The sequence below is a fragment of the Actinomyces sp. 565 genome (assembly GCF_010365615.1).
Classification (GTDB): domain Bacteria; phylum Actinomycetota; class Actinomycetes; order Actinomycetales; family Actinomycetaceae; genus Actinomyces.
Map to the genome: position 1 here is coordinate 71,385 of NZ_PIZD01000065.1, position 18,683 is coordinate 90,067.

Here is an 18,683-nt window from a genome sequence, read left to right on the forward strand (position 1 = left end):
AGGGGCAGCCTACCGGAGTTACAGATCAGCCACCGCGGGCCCGGACGCGGATGCCCTCACTCCGAGCGCAGCGCCTCCACGGGGTCCTCCCGGGCCGCCTTACCCGCTGGGATGAGGCCGGCCAGCACGGTCAGTCCCACGGATATCAGGATTAGGACCACGCCGGCGGTGACCGGCAGCTGGGCGATCGACTCCACCCCGAAGCGCCCGTATATGAAGGCGTTCACGGGCAGGCTCACCAACAGGGTGATGCCCACGCCCATCACCCCGGCCAGCAGTCCCTCGATCACGGTCTCCGCATTGAACACGTGGCGGACGTCCGCCTTCGACGCACCCACGGCGCGCAGGATGCCGATCTCCTTGCGGCGCTCCAGCACGGAGATGTAGGTGATGATGGCGATCATGATGCTGGAAACCACCAGGGAGATCGCCACAAAGGCGATCAGCAGCCAGGAGATGATGTTGACGATCCGGGTCACCGAGCTCATCAGCACGCCAACGACGTCGGTGTAGGTGATGACCTTGTCATCGGCGCCGACTGCGGCCTGCTGGGCGTTGTAGTCCTCCAGGATCTGCTTGACCGAGTCCTTGGCCTCGAAGTTCTTGGGGTAGATGTCGATCTCGCTGGGGTTGTCCAGGTCCGCCCAGCCCAGCGCGGACAGGTTCGACTCGTAGGTGGCGGCCTCGGTGCTTACCAGCGTGGCCAGCAGCTGGCTGAGCTCCTCCGGGGTCATCTCCAGCTGGAAGGCCTCGGCGAAGGCATCGGCGTCAACGCTCATGGCGTCAGCCAGACCGGTGGCCAGCTGGGTGGTTGCGGCCTGCACCTGTGCGGCGATCTGGTTCTGAATGGTGGTCATCATCTGCGCCATGGCCGCGGCCATGGCCTGCTGCACCGCGCTGGACAGGGCGTCGGTGATAGAGCCTGCGACCACGCCGGCCACCTGAGAGCCGATTTCCGCCACGAGCTGGTCTCGCACGGCGTCGGAGATGTCGGCTACGGCGGGGTCGGTACCCAGGGCGGCAGTGAGGTTCTCGGTGAGCTTGGCCGAGTCGATGACGTCATCGGAGCCGAGGGTCTGCGCGATGGTGCGCTGCACCTCCTCCTGGGTCAGGTAGTCGGTTACCAGTGTTCCCAAGTCAGGATCGTCGGCGGGGTCGTCCGGGTCCTCGCCGGCGGCGTGCTCACCGTAGTAGTCGGTGAAGTCTGCGATCAGGCCGGTCATCATGGCGGAGACCTGCGCGTCGGCGCCCTCCTTGATTACGCCGTCGGACAGGGCCTGGGTGATCAGGGCGACATAGTCGACGTCGGCCAGCTGGGGGAACTGCTGCTCCAGGTCGGTCAGGCTGAGCGATGACAGGTCCAGGTCAGAAAGGTCGATCTCGGGCTGGACGGCGTCCAGGCCGGACAGGTCCAGGCCGGAGAAGTCCATCTGGGTGGTGTCCAGGCCGGACAGGTCGACACCTGACAGATCCATGCCGGAAAGGTCCAGGGCGCTGGGATCGATCTGGAAGGCCAGCTGCAGCTGAGCCTCATCGACGGTGAACAGGTTGGAGATGTCGAACTCGGTGTCCCCGGCGGCATCAGCCTCCTCGGCAAAGGTCTTTCCCGTAAACACGTTCACCTCCGGCTTGGCCAGCTGCGCCTTGACGATGTCGGAGGCCGCGGCCTGCTCAACCAGGTGCTCGGTCAGCGCGGGCGGGTAGTACACGCCCGGGACGAGCGCAGCCTGGGAACCGTTCGCGCGCACGATCCCAACCACGCTGACGGTCTCTCCTGCGGCGACCAGGCCGGACATGTAAGCGGCGTCAGAGGACTTGTCCGTCCACACGTCGTAGTCGGCGTCGTACACGTAACGCTCGTGGGCGGGGACCAGGGTCAGGGTGCGCCCGATCAGGTCGTTGTAGGCGTAAGTGCGCTCCGCGCCGGAGTCCGCCGAGTCGCCTGCGGCGGCGGTAGCGGAGGAAGTAGCGCCGACGGTCGCGGCCGGCTCCGCGGCCGCGTCTGCGGTGGCCTCGGCGCCTGCCTGCGCGGTTGCCCCAGTGGCGGGGTCCGTAGCGGGATCTGTGGCTGGATCTGTGGCGGGGTCCGCTGCCGCAGCTGTAGACGTTGCGCCGCCAAAAGCGCTGGAGCCGGGCAGGCCGCCCGCCATTCCTGACACGTAGGTCTGTACCAGCTGCTCCAGATCACTGTGCTCGCGCAGGCCGAGCGCGTACTCGGTCAGGTCACTCATGCGACCATCCTCGGGGAGGACGATCACCAGCTCGTTGTATGCGGTAGGCCAGCGGCCGGAGGCGAGTTCGTACTGGTCGGCGTACAGGTCCGTGTCCGCGGCCAGTTGCTGGAAGGCGGTCATCTGCATGGTGGCCGTCATGGCCCCGAAGCTGGAGAAGGCCGTGTCGGGGTTGACCTGGGTGGGCATCTGCCCGGCGGAGTCGGCGTCGACCGGCAGGTACAGCTGCGGGGTGACGTCGTAGAGGTACTCGATGGCGTTGGTGTAGTCGCTGATGCTGCCGCCGTCGGCGTCGAAGTAGGACTTCAGGGCGGCCAGGTCATTGGTGTTGGCCGAGCCGAGCATGTTGCTCAGAGCGCGCCGCTCCCCCACCACGCCGTCGGGCAGGTCGTCCTGCGTGGCGGTCTCGGTGGCCTGGGCGATCAGGGAGGTGTAGTCCATGCCCAGCCGCTCGATCTGAAGCGGATAGGAGGAGAGCGTCTCCTCCTCTGTGCGAGCGATATAGGCGTTGACCCCATTGGCCAGCGCCAGGATCAGGGCGATGCCGATGATGCCGATGGACCCCGCGAAGGAGGTCATCAGGGTGCGGCCCTTCTTGGTCATCAGGTTGCTGAAGGACAGCGACAGTGCTGTCAGCGGCCCCATGCGGGTGCGCCGCGGGGGCCGGGCCTCACGGGCGTCCTCACCTGCGGGGATGTAGGGGGCGGTGTCTGAGGTGATGCGCCCGTCGGCGAGCTCCACGATGCGGGTGGCGTAGTCGTGCGCGAGCTCGGGGTTGTGGGTGACCATGATGACGAGCCGGTCGGCGGCGACCTCCCGCAGCAGGTCCATCACCTGGATGGAGGTGCCCGAGTCCAGGGCGCCGGTGGGCTCGTCGGCCAGCAGAATCTCGGGGTCGTTGATCAGGGCGCGGGCGATGGCTACGCGCTGCATCTGACCGCCGGACAGCTGGCTCGGCCGCTTGTGCACGTGCTCGGACAGGCCCACCTGGTCCAGGGCATCCAGGGCGCGACGGCGGCGCTCTCCCCGGGAGACCCCGGTGAGCGTAAGCGCGAGTTCGACGTTGGCCAGCACGCTCTGGTGCGGGATCAGGTTGTAGGACTGGAAGACGAAGCCGATGCGGTTGTTGCGGTAGGCGTCCCAGTCGCGGTTGCGGTAGTGCTTGGTGGAGATCCCGTCAATAACCAGGTCGCCGGAGTCAAAGTGGTCCAGGCCGCCGATGACGTTGAGCATGGTGGTCTTGCCGCTGCCGGACTGGCCGAGCACGGCGACGAACTCGTTGTCCCGGAAGGAAACGGTCACACCGTCCAGTGCGGTCTGGTCGAAGGATGCGGTGCGGTAGGACTTGGTTATCTCGTGCAGCTCAAGCATGGGCTCTCCGGAGCGGGGGTTGAATAGGAAACCCTATGCGGTCTTCCTGAAAGAACCAACAAAGCTCAGCCACCCCTCGCCCAGACCGGCACAAGTTACGCACCCAGACCGGCACAAGTCACACACCCAGACCGGTAGATATGACGCGCAGCCCCGGATTCAGACAGTCAGCCGCTCGCGCAGGGCGGAGAGGCCGGCGCCCTCTGCTTCAGTCGTCGAGTACGCCCGCCCAGGCCAGGAAGTCCACCGTCCGCCCCACTGCCGTCTCGAAGTCCGCGTCGCCGAAGCCGTGCCCCGCGCCCGGGATGCGCTCCAGGCGGGCGTCGGGGAGGGTGCGGACGGCCGCCTGTGAGACGGCGAGGGGCACGTCGGCGTCCGCCTCGCCGTGGACCAGCAGCACCGGGTAGGGATAGCGGCGCATGGCGGCCTCGACGTCGCGGCCCCACAGGTCGCGGGCGAAGTCGCGTCCGAGCGTGATGTCACGGCCGTCGACGCGGGAGGTGAAGACCTCCGGCACCTCCTGGAGGCGTCCGAAGCGGCTCCGCACCGAGGCGGGTGCCGCGAGCGCCGGGTACCACAGGGCCAGCGCGTTGATCTGCGCCGGGTGGGCGGCGGCCGCGAGCATCGCCACGAGCCCGCCCTGGCTGCGTCCGAATAGGGCGGTGCGGGCGGTGTCGATGAAGGGCCAGGTGCGGGCGCGAGCCAGGATCGCCTCCAGGTCGGCCAGTTCGGTGCCGATGGTCATGGCGGCAGTGGGTCCCGCCGTCGGCGCCCCTCCCCCGCGGAAGCTGGGGGCGATGGCGACGGCGCCCGCGGCGGCCAACCGTTGAGCGACCGGCGCCACCCGCAGCCCGGACTCCCCCAGCCCGTGGCAGCACACCACCAGCGGGGCGCGCACCCGCCCGGACGCGGCGGCGCGGGGCACGTAGGTCAGGGTATGGACCAGCCCGCCCGGATCGGCGCCAGCCGCGCCGACCGGTACCGCCAGCTCGCGGGCGAGGTAGTCGTTCATACCAGAACCACAAATCCCTCAAGCCGCAGCAAGGCGGCTTTGCGCTCGGGGCCGCCGGCGTAGCCGGTCAGTGCCCCGTTCGCCCTGATTACGCGGTGGCAGGGCACGAGCACGCTGACAGGATTGCGGCCCACGGCGACCCCGACAGCACGGGCAGAGGCAGGTCGGCCGGTGGCGGCCGCGAGGTCGGCGGCGATGCGCCCGTAGGTGGTGGTCTGCCCGCGCGGGATGGTGCGCAGTCGCTCCCAGACGCGCTGCTGGAAGTCGGTGCCGGCCACCGCCAGACCGGGGGTCGGGCCGGGGTCCTCGCCGTCGAAGTAGCGCTCCAGCCAGGCGCGGGCCTGCGCCAGCACCGGCGGCTCATCAGCGGCGCCAGGGGCCAACGGGCGCGCATCGCTGGTGAGCCCGGCGCGGTCATGGCGTTGCCCGTCGAACCAGGTGCCGACGACGGCGCCGCCCTCGGGCAGCCCCTCCCCCGTGGCGGCGGCCAGTGTCATGGGTCCCAGCGGCGAGGTGAAAGCGCTGAGACAAATCGTGGCCTGCGGCACAGCCAGTGACTGTACTCGCATTACGGCACTCGCCGGTAGCCACCGGGAGCGGGCGGCCGAGGCAGGCGTATTCCGGGTCCTCAATCAGTGCGGCACTGACAACGAGGGGATCACCCCGTGGACGGGAATGTGCTCGCACGCCCAGGTCAGAATGCGCGTGTCCATGTTGGCCGGTGCGGGAGCTCCGGCGGCGTGCGCAGCGGCGAGCCTGGCGTCCAGATCGGCATAGAGAGATTCCGGTAAGTCGGCGGCCGCCTGCCCGCGGGGCGGGGTGCAGACGATCACGTGGGGCAGGTAGTGGCAGATGGTGGCCTGGTCGAACTCGTCCTGGTCGAACCATGCGGACTGGAGGGGGTAGGTGGCATGACGCAGGCGCTGCGGCGCCGGGCCGAGTGCCAACAGGTCCAGAAGCAGCGGATCTGGGAGGACCCGCGGTGGCAGCTGGGGGCGGGAACCGTGTACGGCGCCCCAGTCCGAATGTGTAGTCGGCTAGCCCGGCACCTCCTGTGCGGTCTCGATCCGCGTGTTGGCGAGGAATCTAGACATGACGTCGGAACTGATCTTGTAGGCGCCGCCGCGCGCCTGGAGCGTCTGCTACGCCACCGACTGGGTACCCTCCACCCAGCGCGAGCCCAGCAACGCACTGCTGCGAGCTGCACAGCCCATGCAGCCATCCACACCTCAGCGGTCATATCGACCGACCTCGACACGTAACTACTACCGACCTCGGCACGTAACATCAACCGATCTCGGTGAGGGGAGGGCAGCAAACCAGCCAAGGGGCGGTCACCTCACCGGTAGGCCTCCGAGGAGACGCCCTCGTCGTAGTTCGCCACCAGCACCAGGGCGGACAGTGCGTAGGGGCCGCCGATGTAGGGCATGGCCTGCACCAGGGCGGCGGCGACCTTCTGCCGGGTGTTGCCGGCCTTGATCGCGCCGGCCACGTGGGGCGTGAGCTGGGTGGCGGCGCCGATGGCGGCGATGGCCACCAGGCTGATGATCTCGCGCTCGGCCACGCTCAGCACCCCGCGGGACTCGACCTCGCCGAAGCCGATGGCGGTGAGCAGGTGCGGCACCTGGGTGCCGAAGGGCTCGGGCAACTTGGCGAAGACGGCCTTGACCTCGTCCCCGTAGAGCGGGGTCTGGATGGCGGCGCCGGCCTCGTCCCGGTCGGCGTAGTCGACGGTGGCGGCGCTCGGCAGGGGCAGCTGGACGCCGTGCTCGGTCAGGACCTCGTTGACCACGCCGATGGCGTTGAGGGTCTTGGGGTAGCCGATATAGGGCTGGCACTGGTAGATGACCTCGCGTAGCTGCTCGGGAGTGGCGCCGACGTTGAGCGCGGCGGCCGTGTGGGCGCGCAGCTGCGGCAGGGTCTGCATGGAGGCCAGGCAGGTCACGGTGATCAGCTCCCGCTCGACGTCGGTGAGCACGCCGACGGAGAAGACCTCGCCGAAGATGTGGTTCTGGAGGGTCTCCATGAGCTCAGGGTCGGTGGGGCTGGGCTCGGGGGCGGAGCCGAACAGGCGGGTGAAGGTCTCGATCGCCTCGGGTGTCAGTGCCATGGATTCTCCTTGGGACGCATACGGGATTTCTGCAGTTGTCGCCCGCGGGCGCGGTGACGCGCGGAGCCGACGACGGCGCCGGCGGGCCTCAACCCCGATCCTGGCACGCCGCAGGCCCCGGCGGACACCCCTGAGAGGGGCACCGCCGGGGCCTGTCGGCATCAATGCCAGTGCCGCGCGACCGTCTGGGAAGGCGACTAACGGGCGGCCCGGTTCGACTGAGGGCCGCCCGGGCCCGACTCGGGCCGGGCGGCCGGAGCGGCCCCGCTCAGACCTCCGGGGCGGAGGCGACGTCGCCCAGCAGGTGCGCCATACGCACCACCCGGGCGGCCTGCTTCTCGAGCTCGGCGCGGGTCAGCGTCACAGCAGCCGTCCCCTCGCCGCGCAGGGCCGCGAGGATGTCCTGGCGGTCGGCCTCGCAGCCGGGCATGAACAGCTCGTTGCCGGCCTTGATGGTGGCCGAGGCGGTGGCGCGGGGGTTCTTCATGTCCGTGCGCGCCATGGAGTCGACCACCCAGTCGGTCATGACCAGGCCCTTGTAGCCCCACTCCTCGCGCAGGATGGTCTCCAGCAGGTCGGAGGACTCTGATGTGTGCACACCGTTGACCAGGTTGTAGGAGGTCATGAGTGCGTGGGGCTGGGCCTCACGGATCACGATCTCGAAGCTGCGCAGGTACAGGTCGCGTGCGGCCCGCTGGGAGACGTGGCTGTTGGAGTTCAGGCGGTTCGTCTCCTGGTTGTTGAAGGCGAAGTGCTTGACGGTGACGGCGCGTCCCGGGTGGGCCTGGACGCCGCGGGTGATGCCGGCAGCCACGCGGCCGGCGAGCAGCGGGTCCTCGGACATGTACTCGAAGTTGCGCCCACACAGGATGGTGCGGTGCAGGTTGAAGGCCGGGGCCAGCCACAGGTGGGCGCCGAAGTGCTCCATCTCCACGCCGACCAGGTCGCCGTAGGCGGCGGCCAGCTCGGGGTTCCAGGTCTGGGCGATGGCGGTGCCGATCGGGATGGCGGTGGCGTACTGCTCATAGGTGCGCTCCGGGGTACGGGGCGCAGCCGCGGGGTCGGCACCGAGGGCAGCGGTGGACTCGTCATCCATGAGCTCGGCGAACAGGCCGCCCAGGGCCTCCCCGAGGGCGAAGGGGCCGTCGGCGTCCACACCCACCTGGGGCGACAGGCGCAGTCCGGCAGGGCCGTCGGGCATGACCAGCGAGGGCAGCCCGTCGAAGCGTGTGGTGGTCTGGCCCGCGGCACCGACCAGTGCCTGCGAGGCCTGACCGATGATGGACTGCTTCTCGGCGTCGTCGCTGTAGTCACCCAGGACGATGTAGGACAGTTCGTCGTCGGACAGGTTCTTCGCATAGGCGAGGGCCTCGGTCAGGTCCACGGGGGCCTGGGCGTCCTCACGGCGCAGGTCGGCGGCGGCCACGGTCAGCCGTGGGAGGTCGGCCGGCACCTCGACGGCGACCGGTGCGGCCGGCTTGAAGTCGGTGAAGCCGGGGTCTCCCAAGGCGTCGTGGAGCTGGCGGACGATAGCCGTCTCGGCCAGCTCGACGACGGCGGCGGGAACCGTGTTGCGGCTGGAGGCGCCTACGCGCACCACATAGTCGCCGGCCTCCAGGACGGTGGCTGACTTGGCGGCGTCGAAGGAGGCGATGTCGGTCAGGTCGAAGGTGACCGCGACGTCCTGCCCGGCGCCGGCGGCGAGCTCACCGGTCTTGGTGAAGCCGGCCAGGGCCTGGTAGGGCTGGTCGAGGTCGCCGGCGGGCACGGACACGTAGACCTGGACGACCTCCTTGCCCGCGGCGGCGCCGGTGTTGGTGACGGTGGTCTTGACGGTGATCTCGGAGCCGGAGGCGCTGACGGTGGGAGCGCCGATGGTGAAGGTGGTGTAGCCCAGGCCGTAGCCGAAGGGGAAGATCGGGGCGGTGCCGACCGAGTCGAAATAGCGGTAGCCGACGTACACGCCCTCGCGGTAGTGGGTGTCGTCGGGGTCGCCGAAGTCGCCCTCGGTGGAGTAGTCCTCCCAGGCGGCCCAGGTGGTGGACAGCTTGCCGGAGGGGTAGCTCTTGCCGAGCAGGACGTCGGCGAAGGCGTCGCCGATCGCGGCGCCCAGCTGGGACAGCAGCAGGATGTTGCTCACGTCCTTCACCGGCGTCAGGTCGACGACGCCGCCGACGTTGAGCACCAGCAGGAACTTGTCGAACTTCGCGGCGAGTGCGGTGATGTCGCGGATCTCGGAGTCGGTGAGCTTCACGTCGCCGGGCTCGGGGTGGCGGTCGTTGCCCTCGCCGGAGTCGCGGGCGACGACGTAGACGGCGGCCTCGCCGTCGCCGTCGAGCGGCAGGTCGAAGGCGGGAGCGGGCTCGACGGCACCCATGCCGAAGTAGATGGCGGGCTGCCCTGCGGCCTTGGCGCGGGCCTTGAGGTCGGCGACGAAAGCCTTGTGGTTGTCCGCGGCGACGCCGTCGTAGGCGTCGAGCCAGGACTTGGTGGTGATGGTGAAGCCCGCTTTCTCCAGTCCCTCCTCAACGGAGACCACGTGGCGGGAGTTGACGTCGCCACTACCGGTTCCGCCCTTGATGGTGCGCCGCGCGCCAGCGCCGTACAGGGCGAGTCGGCCGGGGGCCGCCAGCGGGAAGGATCCGTCGGTCTTGAGCAGGACCATCGATTCGGGTGCTCCCGCGCGCACCGTTGCCAGGTGGTCGATCTCGTACTGATTCATGTTCTGCTCCACTGTGAGCCCCTTTGGTCAGGTCGGAATTGCGCGAGCGCCCATCTGGGGCACCTGCTGGTCACAATCTTACCGCTCGGTCCATTGTTTGTGAAGGGCAAGTTGCGAGCGCCACACCCACCCCACCGGACGACCCGTGTAGTATGTCCGAAATCGGACTTAAGGACTGGTGATCCATGACCACCGAGCTACTGGACTTGCAACGAGCAGTCAACGCCACGATCAAGCGCATTGAGGACGCCTACCACCGAGCCGCCCAGGCGGCCGGGCTTTCAGACGCCGCGTTCGACATTCTCTACGCCCTGCACATGACCGGGGAGGGCTGCTCGCAAAGCCGCCTGTGCGAGTTGTGCTTCACCCGCAAGCAGACGGTTAACTCCGCAATCAAACGGCTTCAGCACGACGGCACGGTGCGCCTCGAGCCCGGTCCAGGGCGGGCGACACTGGTCTACCTCACCGAGCAGGGCCACGAAGTCATCGCCGTGCGCATACTGCCAATCATCAACGCTGAGCTCACAGCCCTGGCCACACTGCCTGCCGAGCAGCGCGCCGCACTCGCAAACGCCCTGACCGAGCACGCAAACTCCCTGGTAGAACGCCTGGACGCGATCGGAGACAATCTATGACCATTGACATGTCCCAGCACCTGGGGCCGCGTGCGCTACTGCGCTTCACCGCACCCGCCATCGCGACGATGATCTTCACCTCGATATACGGCGTGGTAGACGGACTATTCGTCGCGAACTACGCCGGCAAGACCGCACTGGCCGCCATCACCCTGATCATGCCGTTCATCATGATCCTGGGCACCCTCGGCTTCATGATGGGCTCGGGCGGCAGCGAGCTGATCTCCAACACCCGCGGCCGGGGCGAGGGCGCGCTGGCGAACCGCTACTTCTCCATGGTTGTCTACGTCACTCTCGGCGGCGGCATCCTGCTGGCGATCCTCGGTGCCATGATCATGCAGCCCGTCGCCCAACTGCTCGGCGCGTCCGGCCAGATGCTTGAGCTGTGCGTGCTGTACGGGCGGATTCTGATGGTCTCGCTGCCTGCGTTCATGCTGCAGTACACCTTCCAGACCTTTGCCTCCACCGCGGGCAGGCCCCGACTCGGCCTGTATGTGACAGTTGCGGCGGGGGTGACCAACATGGTTTTGGATCTGCTGTTCGTCGGCGTCCTCGGGCGGGGCGTGGCCGGAGCCGCGTGGGCCACCGTAGCCTCGGAGCTGATCGGCGGCCTGGTGCCGCTGATCTGGTTCGCCCGCCCGAACAGCAGCTTCCTGCGTCTGGGCCGCCCGGCCGGGGATCTGGCCGCGCTGGGACGGGTATGTGTGAACGGATCATCTGAGATGATGGCGGTGGTGGCCATCTCGGTGGTCAGCATCGTCTACAACCTGCAGCTGTTGAAGTTCCTCGGCCAGGACGGGGTGGCTGCCTACGGCGTGGTCATGTACGTCAGCATGATCTTCACCGCGATATTCGAGGGCTTCTGCATGGGTGCGGCTCCATTGATGAGCTATCAACACGGTGCAGCCAACATTGTTGAGAAACGGAGCCTGATGCGTACCTCACTAGCCATACTCGGCGTCGCCGGGATGGCCATGCTGCTCACCTCGCAGCTGCTCGCGCACCCGCTGGCATTGGTGTTTGCCGGCCACGACCGCGGTCTCATGGAGCTGACCGAGACGGCGCTGCGCATCTTCGCCATTGCCTTCCTGCCGATGGGCGTGAGCATGTATGGCTCGTCATTGTTCACGGCGCTGGGCAACGGGCTCGTCTCGGCGGCGCTGGCTGCGGGCCGCACTCTCGGCCTGGAGGTTGGCGCGGTGTTGCTGCTGCCGGCGCTCATAGGCCCAACGGGCATCTGGTCGGCGATCATTGTGGCCGAAACCGCGGCCGCACTGGCCGTGGGCCTGCTGATCATGTGGCTGGGGCCCCGGTACGGGCTCCGCGACCTCCAGCGAGGCCGCAGGCACGACCCCAGAGCCGTCCCAGCCTAGCGCAAGAGCCCACTGCGAGACCTGCACCGCCATCACCACTAACACGCCGCGATCGCAAAGGTGGCGCCTCTGGGGCTCGTTCGAAGTAGGCAACATCCAGCTCCTCCGATTTGGGCCCGGCGAGACGTCTGAGAGACGCGGTGGGGGGTGGTGGGCGCGGGTCGAGTCCGCCTCGAGAGAGCACGCCTAGTTGGACCGCCCAACTGCGGTTGGACCGCCTTACGCGCTCTCAGACGGTTCAAGCGCCGGACCCCGGTCCAGGCGCCGGAACCCGGTACAAGTAGAGGGCATGCGCACGGCGGGGCCGGCGGTAGCCTGCTTGCGCAGCACGCTCAGCCCCGGCACGAGCACGCGCGGGCGGACCCGGCCCTGCTCGCGCCGCACGCTCAGCGTCGGCACGCTTCCACAGAAACGGCGTAATCACGCGGAAAGCACACCACCAGAACAACAGCCCGACCACCTCCAGCGTGCCACAACCCCCGCGGCGCACGCTGGAGCCAACCAACCCCCACCAGCCCAAAACCAGAAACGCCGAAATACCAGGCAAAACCCGCTAACCTGCCAGGGCAGCGAAGCAGCTGAGCGTGCGCCACCCCCAAGACCACCCAACCACCCCCACCCACACGCACCAGACCCAGCCACACACACCGCCCGCACCCTGCCCACACACGCAAACCCCACCCACCACACCTACGAACCAGAAGAGCCGAATGAAGCCCATCTCAACCCGTGGTTGAGTCGGCGAGGACCCGTGCTGGGCTCACGTATTTCGTGATCAACGGACGCGTGCTACCGATCTACGCCCAGTCCCGCAATCATCATCTTCAGGGACACCGACAGGTGCCCCGTCGATCACCAAAAGGTGCCTACGGCCAGCAGGCTTGGTGCACACACGATGGAAAGCAGGCAGATACATGAAGCAGTCGGTCGGACGCAATATTGCCAGGTTACGGCTCGCATGCGGCATGACTCAGGAGCAGCTCGCAAAGCGCATGGGTGTCACCCCGCAGGCGGTCAGCAAGTGGGAGAATGACCTTAACTACCCGGATGTGGCCACGCTGCCGGCCTTAGCGGCCCTGCTCGGTACTAGCGTCGATGCGCTGCTGACTGTGCCGGACGGCGATGCACCAGCCGCCGCCACGCCTCCGTCGGCCTCTTCGCCCATACCCTCCCCGGCGGCGCCGTCACCGGCATCACCGCCAACCGCGTCGTCGCCCGCTGCACCCGCCGCCACCGGATTCTCCCTGGTGCGACCCGAACCCGCGGCACAGGCGAAGGGCGGGCCGCGAGCGCCCCGGGCAGCCGGGCGCAGCCTCCACATCGAGGTCCGGGGGCCGCAGGACAATGTCAACCTGGCCTTCCCCATGCAGGCGGTCTCCGCGCTGGCGGCCCTCATCGCGCACGTGCCGCAGGTGCACAGCGCCGTTGGCGCCTACGGCATCGATCTCAATGCACTCCTGGCCACCGCATTCAGCACCCTCGACGGCGTCGGCCCGAGCACCCTCATCGACGTCATCGACGACGATGACCATGTCCGTATCTGGGTCGACTAGCCCGGTTCCGGCGCCCCCGCCGGACCGCCGCGCCACTTCTACCGACCTGGCGGGGTCAGGCGGTGCGGTTCCTTGCCCAGTCGAAGACCGCCTCGGCCTCGCTGCGCCCGCCCGGGCGCAGCAGCAGGTAGAAGGTGGCGTGCGCCATCGCGTCCCGGATAGGGACGACTACGCGGCCGGGCGCGGGGGCAGATAGTGCGGGGGCGTCAGTGACGAAGTGCGGCAGCGGGGAGCTCCTGGCCAGTTGCGCGAAGACGTCCCGGTCCTCCTGCACCACGAACTGGGAGTGGGGCAGATGACGGTCGCAGCGCTCGCGCCAGAAGCCGATGTCCGCCAGCAGCAGGAAGGTCTCCCCGTCCAGATCCGTCGCCGCCACCTGCTCCCGCTCCGCGAGCGCATGCCCGGCGGGCAGAGCGACGGCCAGGTTCTCCACCATGAGCCAGGCCGAGCGCACGCTCGGCAGCGGGTGGGGACGCAGCGAGATGCCCAGGTCCAGCTCGCCGTTGACGACGCCCTCCTCAACCTCTTCCTGGCTAAGGCTCTGCGAGGTGAGCACCAGCCCCGGGAAGCGTTCGACGATCAACGAGGTCAGCCGCCACAGCGGCGCGGGCGCGACCGTGCCCACCCGCAGCGCCCGGGTGCGGCGGGCGAGGTCACCCAGGGCGGTGCGCAGTGCCTGCTCCTCGCGCAGGAGCCGGTCGGCATGTTCCAGGGCGACGCGCCCGGCCTCGTTGAGCACCAGGCGGCGTCCGGGGCGATCGAAGAGCGGTTGGCCGAGCTCGGCCTCCAGGCGTTGCAGCGAGCGGCTGAGCGCCGGCTGGGACAGGTGCAGGGAGCGGGCCGCGGCGCTGAGTGTGCCCTCGCGCGCGATCGCCTCCAGTTGGCGCAGCTGCTCGAAGTCCACCTGCTCCTCGCTCTCCCCCTGTATGCGCTCGATGCATAAAGAGCTCCGATATTGGCATTTTACATTCGCGCCTGTGGGGCGAAGACTTATGCGTGACGCAACAGTTGAGCCGATATGAGCAAAACGGCCAGACGGCGCCGAGCCGATACGAGGAGCAGACCATGACCACCATCCCGTCCTTCACCATGAACAACGGCATCGACATCCCGGCGCTGGGCTACGGCGTCTTCCAGATGACCTCAGACCAGGTGCGCGAGCACCTGCCGCAGGCCCTCGAACTCGGCTACCGCCACATCGACACCGCCAACGCCTACTTCAACGAGGTGGCCGTCGGCGAGGTGGTGCGGGACGCCATCGCCGCCGGCACCGTGAAGCGCGAGGACCTGTTCATCACCAGCAAGCTGTTCCCCCAGTCCTACCCCTACGCGCAGGCAGTGAAGGACATCGACGCCACCCTGGAGCGCCTGGGGCTGGACTACTTGGACCTGCTGCTGTTCCACCAGCCCTACGGCGAGTACACCTCCGGCTGGAAGGCGATGGAGGAGGCCGTGGCCGCGGGCAAGATCCGTTCGATCGGCCTGTCCAACTTCCCGATCGCCAAGTTCCAGGAGGTCCTGGACGTCGCCTCTATCAAGCCGGTCGTGAACCAGGTGGAGGCGCACCCGCGCTGGAACCAGCACGAGCTGAAGGGCCAGATGGACCGCGCCGCCGGCACCGAAATCCTGGTGGAGGCCTGGTACCCGCTCGGCCACGGCGACAAGACCCTGCTGGAAGAGCCCGCAATCGCCGCCGCCGCGCAGCGCACCGGCGCCACCCCCGCCCAGGTGATCCTGGCCTGGCACCTGGCGGAGAAGAACATCACCTTCCCCAAGACCCTGAATCCCGCCCACATGGCCGACAACCTCGCCGCCCTCGACGTCGAGCTGACGGAGGCGGAGATCGCCGCGATCAATGAGACCCCGCAGGCCCCCTACTACGTGATCCCCGACGAGCCGCCCGCCTTCACGACGACGGTCAACGACTACTCCCAGCAGGCCTGACCCCGCCCTGCTAGCGGGACTCCCACCGTACGGCCACCACCTGCACCACCAACCATCCGAACCAGAACATCCGGCGATCCGCAACCCGGATTCGCTGCCCACCCCAGGAGGCAGACTCATGACCACCACCGTCCCCACCAAAACCCTCAACAACGGCGTCGAGATGCCCGTACTCGGCTACGGCGTCTTCCAGACTCCGCCGGAGGAGACCGAGCGCTGCGTGAGCGAGGCCCTCCAGGTCGGCTACCGACTCATCGACACCGCGCAGGCCTACGGCAACGAGGAGGGCGTGGGCGCCGCCGTCGCGAAGAGCGGGCTGCCGCGCGAGGAAGTGTTCATCACCTCCAAGATCTGGGTATCCAACATGAACTACGAGCGCGCCACCGCCTCCATCGACGAGTCGCTGGACAAGCTCGGCACCGACCACATCGACCTCATGCTGCTGCACCAGGCCATGGGCGACTACCCGGGCGCCTACCGGGCCATGGAGGACGCCTACAAGGCCGGCAAGCTGCGCGCCATCGGCGTGTCAAACTTCTACCCCGAGCGGCTGGTCGATGTGGCCGCGCTGGCCGAGATCACGCCGGCCGTCAACCAGGTCGAGACGCACCCGTTCCGCCAGGACGACGCCGCGCACACGGTCATGGCCGAGCTCGGCGTCGTCCACGAGGCCTGGGCGCCCTTCGCCGAGGGGCAGAACAACATCTTCGCCAACCCGGTCCTCACCGAGATCGGCGCCAAGTACGGCAAGAAGCCGGGGCAGGTGATCCTGCGGGCGCTGATCCAGAAGGACGTGGTGGTCATCCCCAAGACCACTCATCGCAACCGCATGGAGGAGAACTTCGACGTGTTCGACTTCGAGCTGACCGATGAGGACCTGGCCACCTTCTCCACCCTGGATGACGGCTCGCTGCCGCGCATCTTCGACCACTACGACCCGAAGGTCGTCGGCTGGCTGCTGCGCGACCTGGTCAAGGCTCAGCAGCTGGGTGGTGGCACGCTGTACTGAGGTACACCTGAATAGAGCACGGACCACCGTTCCTATGGGACAATGCCCAACCGCAAGGGTGGACGGGTGCGGGCGCATCATCCAATTCCCGGAGCCGCCAATCGTGTTGTTGTGCCACACCGAGGAGAATCCGTGCACTACCTGATCGACGAGTCACTGACTCCGTGCGCCCCGGAGGAACTGCACAACGCGGACAGACAGTTCGTCGCCGTGCTGACTCCCCAACAGTGGGCCCAGCGCCGCGGCGCCTTCGAGCTGGGCATCGACATCGACCCCGACCCCGACGTCGCCCTGGGCACTCAGGCCGAGGTCAACTACGACGCGATCACGGGCACGGTCTTGATCCCGGACCGCACGTCACCCGATGCTCCGGATAAGCGCTTCGCCTTCGCACTGGATGAGAAGGGCGTGGTGTTCATCGATGCCCAGGAGACGGCCACGGGACTCGTGGCGGCCATCGCCGCCGCCCGTCGCTGGCGTCGACCGGGACTGGAGCGTTTCCTGGCCGACTTCCTCATGCAGATCATCAAGGACGACGCGGCCCTACTGCGCGGCTACGAGCGCGAACTCGACCGCATGGAGGATGCAATTCTGGACGATACCGCCGTGGGCGCAGCAGAGCGGATCAATGATATGCGCTCCGAACTGCGCGACCTCGACAGCCACTACGACCACCTCATGGATCTCACGCAGATCCTTGAGGAGAACGAGAACGGCTTCTTCCGGGAGGAGGATCTGCGGTACTTCCGCACGGTCTACGGTCGGCTCGACAAGCTACGCGACCAGGCATCCTCACTGCGCGACCAGACCCTCCAGATGCGTGACCTGTACAAGATGCATCTGGACGTGCGGCAGAACCACATTATGGCGGCACTCACGATCGTCACCGCGATTTTCGCCCCGCTGACGCTTATTGTCGGCTGGTACGGGATGAACTTCGAGCACATGCCTGAACTCGCGTGGCCGTGGAGCTATCCGGCCGTCGCGCTCCTGAGCGTGGTGGTGGTCATTGGCTGTATCGCCTTCTTCAAGCACCGCAAGTGGCTGTGACAGTCTTTAACTGCGCTTTCGGCCTGAGGGCGTGGCGGCTGAGTGGCACCGGGGAACGGTTGGCGGGCAGCTCCCGGCACGAGCTGTTAAAGAGACCCGGCGGCGGTTGGGTCATCCTGCGCTGGTCTTTTAGGAGGCCCTGGTAGGGACTCCCGAAACCGGGAGGGGCGGCGTAGCCTCCGATCGACTGCGCGATGCGGCGCCCGGCGTCCGCGGCGCGTCACTAGTGCCGGTCTGGGCACGTCACTAGTGCCGGTCTGGGCACGTCACTAGTGCCGGTCTCGGCACCGAGCCACCGGACCAGCACACCGAATAAGCACCGTCCAAACGCCAGATACCGGAGGAAACCATCATGACCACCATCGCCATTATCGGCGGCGGCCCGGGGCTGGGCCGCGCCGTCGCCCGCCGCTTCGGGCGGGAGGGCTTCAACGTCGCCCTGATCTCCCGCAGCCGCGAGCACCTGGATGAGCGGGTCGCCGCCCTGAGCGCCGACGGCGTGAACGCCCGCGGCTACGTCGCCGACGGCCGCGACGGCGAGGCGCTGACCCGGGCCCTGGCCGACGCCGCCGACGAGCTCGGCCCCATTGAGGTGCTCCAGTGGAGCCCCGTACCGGCCCGCGAGTTCATGAAGCCCGTGCTGGAGACGAGCGCGGAGGACCTGGTCGGCCCCATCGAGATGTCCGTGTACGGCCCGGTCAACGCGGTGCGTCAGGTACTTCCGGGCATGCGCGAGCTCGGCCGCGGCACGATCCTGCTGATCAACGGCGGCTCCGCCGTCCGCCCGGGCCCTAGGGTCACCGGCACCTCGGTAGCCTTCGCCGGGGAGAGTGCCTACGGGCAGCTCCTGCACGACGCGCTCGCCCCGGAGGGGGTTCACGTCGCCCAGCTGATCATTCCGCGTGGTATCGGTGGCGGCGAACCCTCCCACGAGCCGGCCGCCCTGGCCGACCGGATCTGGGAGCTGCACGCCCGGCACGACGGCGACTTCCGCACCTTCGCCGCGCCCATGGACGTCTAACCCGTACCGCGCACGCCTGCCGCCGGATCCCACGGGCCACGTGTCCACACAGGCCCCGGCGCTGACCCCGCTAGGGCGCTCGCCCCGGGGAAATCCGGGCGGCAGAAAGGTGGGGCGCCATCCTGCTGTTACCGGGTGACTTCCCTAGGCAGATGGCTCAGTTGAACCACCTGCCGAGGGCATCCGCATGGGCGCCAATGGCCCGGACCAGGTGAGTGAGAACTTCGAGCAGCTCACTCGCCTGCCGGGCCACTTCCTTGCCCTTGCAGACTTTGCGGCATCGTTCATTCGGCGGCACCTCTGGCTTGTGGGAGTAGTGGTTACTCCGGTGGTGGCTGGCGCGCGTGTCTGGCGGATTGGCGTGCCGGGACCGGTACTTGTGGCGTGGTGGGGTCGGCGGTTGGTGTTTGCGGCGATGCCAGCCCGGCGGTTCGTATGTCCTGGCACAGAACTGTCACCGATGTCCTGAGACATTACCCGGCGCTCCGCATACCCTGGTTGACGGTTCGTACCTCGTGACGACTGTTCGTACGTTCTGTTCGACGATTCGTACCCCGCGGTGACGGTTCGTACCGTAGGGGTACTGTGCTGTCTCCACACTTCTGGGACGGTTGAGTCTCATGACTTCTGGGACGGTTGAGTCTCATGGGTT

15 protein-coding genes are annotated in these 18,683 nt (G+C 67.9%); 7 read left to right on the forward strand and 8 right to left on the reverse strand.

Translation table 11 applies throughout. The features are described from left to right. Window positions 1-56 precede the first annotated feature (56 nt). The 6 genes from GZ997_RS10745 to GZ997_RS10770 form a co-directional block, all read right to left on the reverse strand. Window positions 57-3,602, reverse strand: a complete 3,546-nt coding sequence (locus GZ997_RS10745) for an ABC transporter ATP-binding protein/permease (protein ID WP_162679886.1) — start codon at window positions 3,600-3,602, stop codon at window positions 57-59. Window positions 3,603-3,810: 208 nt separating this feature from the next. Continuing rightward, window positions 3,811-4,614, reverse strand: a complete 804-nt coding sequence (locus GZ997_RS10750) for an alpha/beta fold hydrolase (RefSeq protein WP_162679887.1) — start codon at window positions 4,612-4,614, stop codon at window positions 3,811-3,813. After that, window positions 4,611-5,183: a methylated-DNA--[protein]-cysteine S-methyltransferase gene (locus tag GZ997_RS10755; protein ID WP_162679888.1), complete on the reverse strand. Its 573-nt coding sequence runs from the start codon at window positions 5,181-5,183 to the stop codon at window positions 4,611-4,613. The genes GZ997_RS10750 and GZ997_RS10755 overlap by 4 nt, the downstream gene beginning before the upstream one ends. 63 nt (window positions 5,184-5,246) lie before the next feature. Next, window positions 5,247-5,561 carry a hypothetical protein gene (locus GZ997_RS10760; protein WP_162679889.1) on the reverse strand — a complete coding sequence of 105 codons (315 nt, stop codon included), beginning with the start codon at window positions 5,559-5,561 and terminating at the stop codon, window positions 5,247-5,249. A 392-nt stretch (window positions 5,562-5,953) separates the two neighbouring features. Further along, window positions 5,954-6,724: a carboxymuconolactone decarboxylase family protein gene (locus GZ997_RS10765; RefSeq protein ID WP_162679890.1), complete on the reverse strand. Its 771-nt coding sequence runs from the start codon at window positions 6,722-6,724 to the stop codon at window positions 5,954-5,956. A gap of 268 nt (window positions 6,725-6,992) precedes the next feature. Then, window positions 6,993-9,446, reverse strand: coding sequence for a glycoside hydrolase family 3 N-terminal domain-containing protein (locus tag GZ997_RS10770; protein WP_203234197.1), 2,454 nt, complete (start codon window positions 9,444-9,446; stop codon window positions 6,993-6,995). 185 nt (window positions 9,447-9,631) lie between these two features. Between GZ997_RS10770 and GZ997_RS10775 the strand changes: the two genes are divergently transcribed. After that, a complete protein-coding gene (locus tag GZ997_RS10775; protein WP_162679891.1) occupies window positions 9,632-10,081 on the forward strand; it encodes a MarR family transcriptional regulator in 450 nt (149 codons plus the stop codon). Beyond that, window positions 10,078-11,454, forward strand: coding sequence for an MATE family efflux transporter (locus GZ997_RS10780; RefSeq protein WP_162679892.1), 1,377 nt, complete (start codon window positions 10,078-10,080; stop codon window positions 11,452-11,454). Before GZ997_RS10775 ends, GZ997_RS10780 begins: the two co-directional genes overlap by 4 nt. Before the next feature lie 219 nt (window positions 11,455-11,673). Here the strand turns inward: GZ997_RS10780 and GZ997_RS10785 are convergent, their stop codons facing one another. Then, complete coding sequence (locus GZ997_RS10785; protein WP_162679893.1) at window positions 11,674-11,853, reverse strand: hypothetical protein; 180 nt, start codon at window positions 11,851-11,853, stop codon at window positions 11,674-11,676. A gap of 515 nt (window positions 11,854-12,368) precedes the next feature. Between GZ997_RS10785 and GZ997_RS10790 the strand changes: the two genes are divergently transcribed. Beyond that, window positions 12,369-13,007, forward strand: coding sequence for a helix-turn-helix transcriptional regulator (locus tag GZ997_RS10790; RefSeq protein ID WP_162679894.1), 639 nt, complete (start codon window positions 12,369-12,371; stop codon window positions 13,005-13,007). Between the two features lie 55 nt (window positions 13,008-13,062). Here the strand turns inward: GZ997_RS10790 and GZ997_RS10795 are convergent, their stop codons facing one another. Next, window positions 13,063-13,911 (reverse strand): LysR family transcriptional regulator, encoded by an 849-nt coding sequence (locus GZ997_RS10795; protein WP_162679895.1) that lies wholly within the window; start codon window positions 13,909-13,911, stop codon window positions 13,063-13,065. 161 nt (window positions 13,912-14,072) lie between these two features. Here GZ997_RS10795 and GZ997_RS10800 point away from each other — a divergent pair, with 161 nt between their 5' ends. From GZ997_RS10800 to GZ997_RS10815, 4 genes are all read left to right on the forward strand, one after another. Beyond that, a complete protein-coding gene (locus tag GZ997_RS10800) occupies window positions 14,073-14,951 on the forward strand; it encodes an aldo/keto reductase (RefSeq protein WP_162679896.1) in 879 nt (292 codons plus the stop codon). A 118-nt stretch (window positions 14,952-15,069) separates the two neighbouring features. Next, window positions 15,070-15,960 (forward strand): aldo/keto reductase, encoded by an 891-nt coding sequence (locus GZ997_RS10805; RefSeq protein ID WP_162679897.1) that lies wholly within the window; start codon window positions 15,070-15,072, stop codon window positions 15,958-15,960. A 132-nt stretch (window positions 15,961-16,092) separates the two neighbouring features. Next, a complete protein-coding gene (locus GZ997_RS10810; RefSeq protein WP_162679898.1) occupies window positions 16,093-17,010 on the forward strand; it encodes a CorA family divalent cation transporter in 918 nt (305 codons plus the stop codon). Between the two features lie 352 nt (window positions 17,011-17,362). Next, window positions 17,363-18,031: an SDR family NAD(P)-dependent oxidoreductase gene (locus GZ997_RS10815; protein WP_161924662.1), complete on the forward strand. Its 669-nt coding sequence runs from the start codon at window positions 17,363-17,365 to the stop codon at window positions 18,029-18,031. Window positions 18,032-18,683: the final 652 nt, after the last annotated feature.

Coding starts and splice junctions, on each gene's coding strand:
- GZ997_RS10755 (WP_162679888.1), bottom strand. CDS start 5,183: ATGCGAGTACAGTCACTGGCTGTGCCGCAGGCCACGATTTGTCTCAGC.
- GZ997_RS10765 (WP_162679890.1), bottom strand. CDS start 6,724: ATGGCACTGACACCCGAGGCGATCGAGACCTTCACCCGCCTGTTCGGC.
- GZ997_RS10770 (WP_203234197.1), bottom strand. CDS start 9,446: ATGAATCAGTACGAGATCGACCACCTGGCAACGGTGCGCGCGGGAGCA.
- GZ997_RS10815 (WP_161924662.1), top strand. CDS start 17,363: ATGACCACCATCGCCATTATCGGCGGCGGCCCGGGGCTGGGCCGCGCC.
- GZ997_RS10780 (WP_162679892.1), top strand. CDS start 10,078: ATGACCATTGACATGTCCCAGCACCTGGGGCCGCGTGCGCTACTGCGC.
- GZ997_RS10750 (WP_162679887.1), bottom strand. CDS start 4,614: ATGAACGACTACCTCGCCCGCGAGCTGGCGGTACCGGTCGGCGCGGCT.
- GZ997_RS10800 (WP_162679896.1), top strand. CDS start 14,073: ATGACCACCATCCCGTCCTTCACCATGAACAACGGCATCGACATCCCG.
- GZ997_RS10745 (WP_162679886.1), bottom strand. CDS start 3,602: ATGCTTGAGCTGCACGAGATAACCAAGTCCTACCGCACCGCATCCTTC.
- GZ997_RS10775 (WP_162679891.1), top strand. CDS start 9,632: ATGACCACCGAGCTACTGGACTTGCAACGAGCAGTCAACGCCACGATC.
- GZ997_RS10805 (WP_162679897.1), top strand. CDS start 15,070: ATGACCACCACCGTCCCCACCAAAACCCTCAACAACGGCGTCGAGATG.
- GZ997_RS10790 (WP_162679894.1), top strand. CDS start 12,369: ATGAAGCAGTCGGTCGGACGCAATATTGCCAGGTTACGGCTCGCATGC.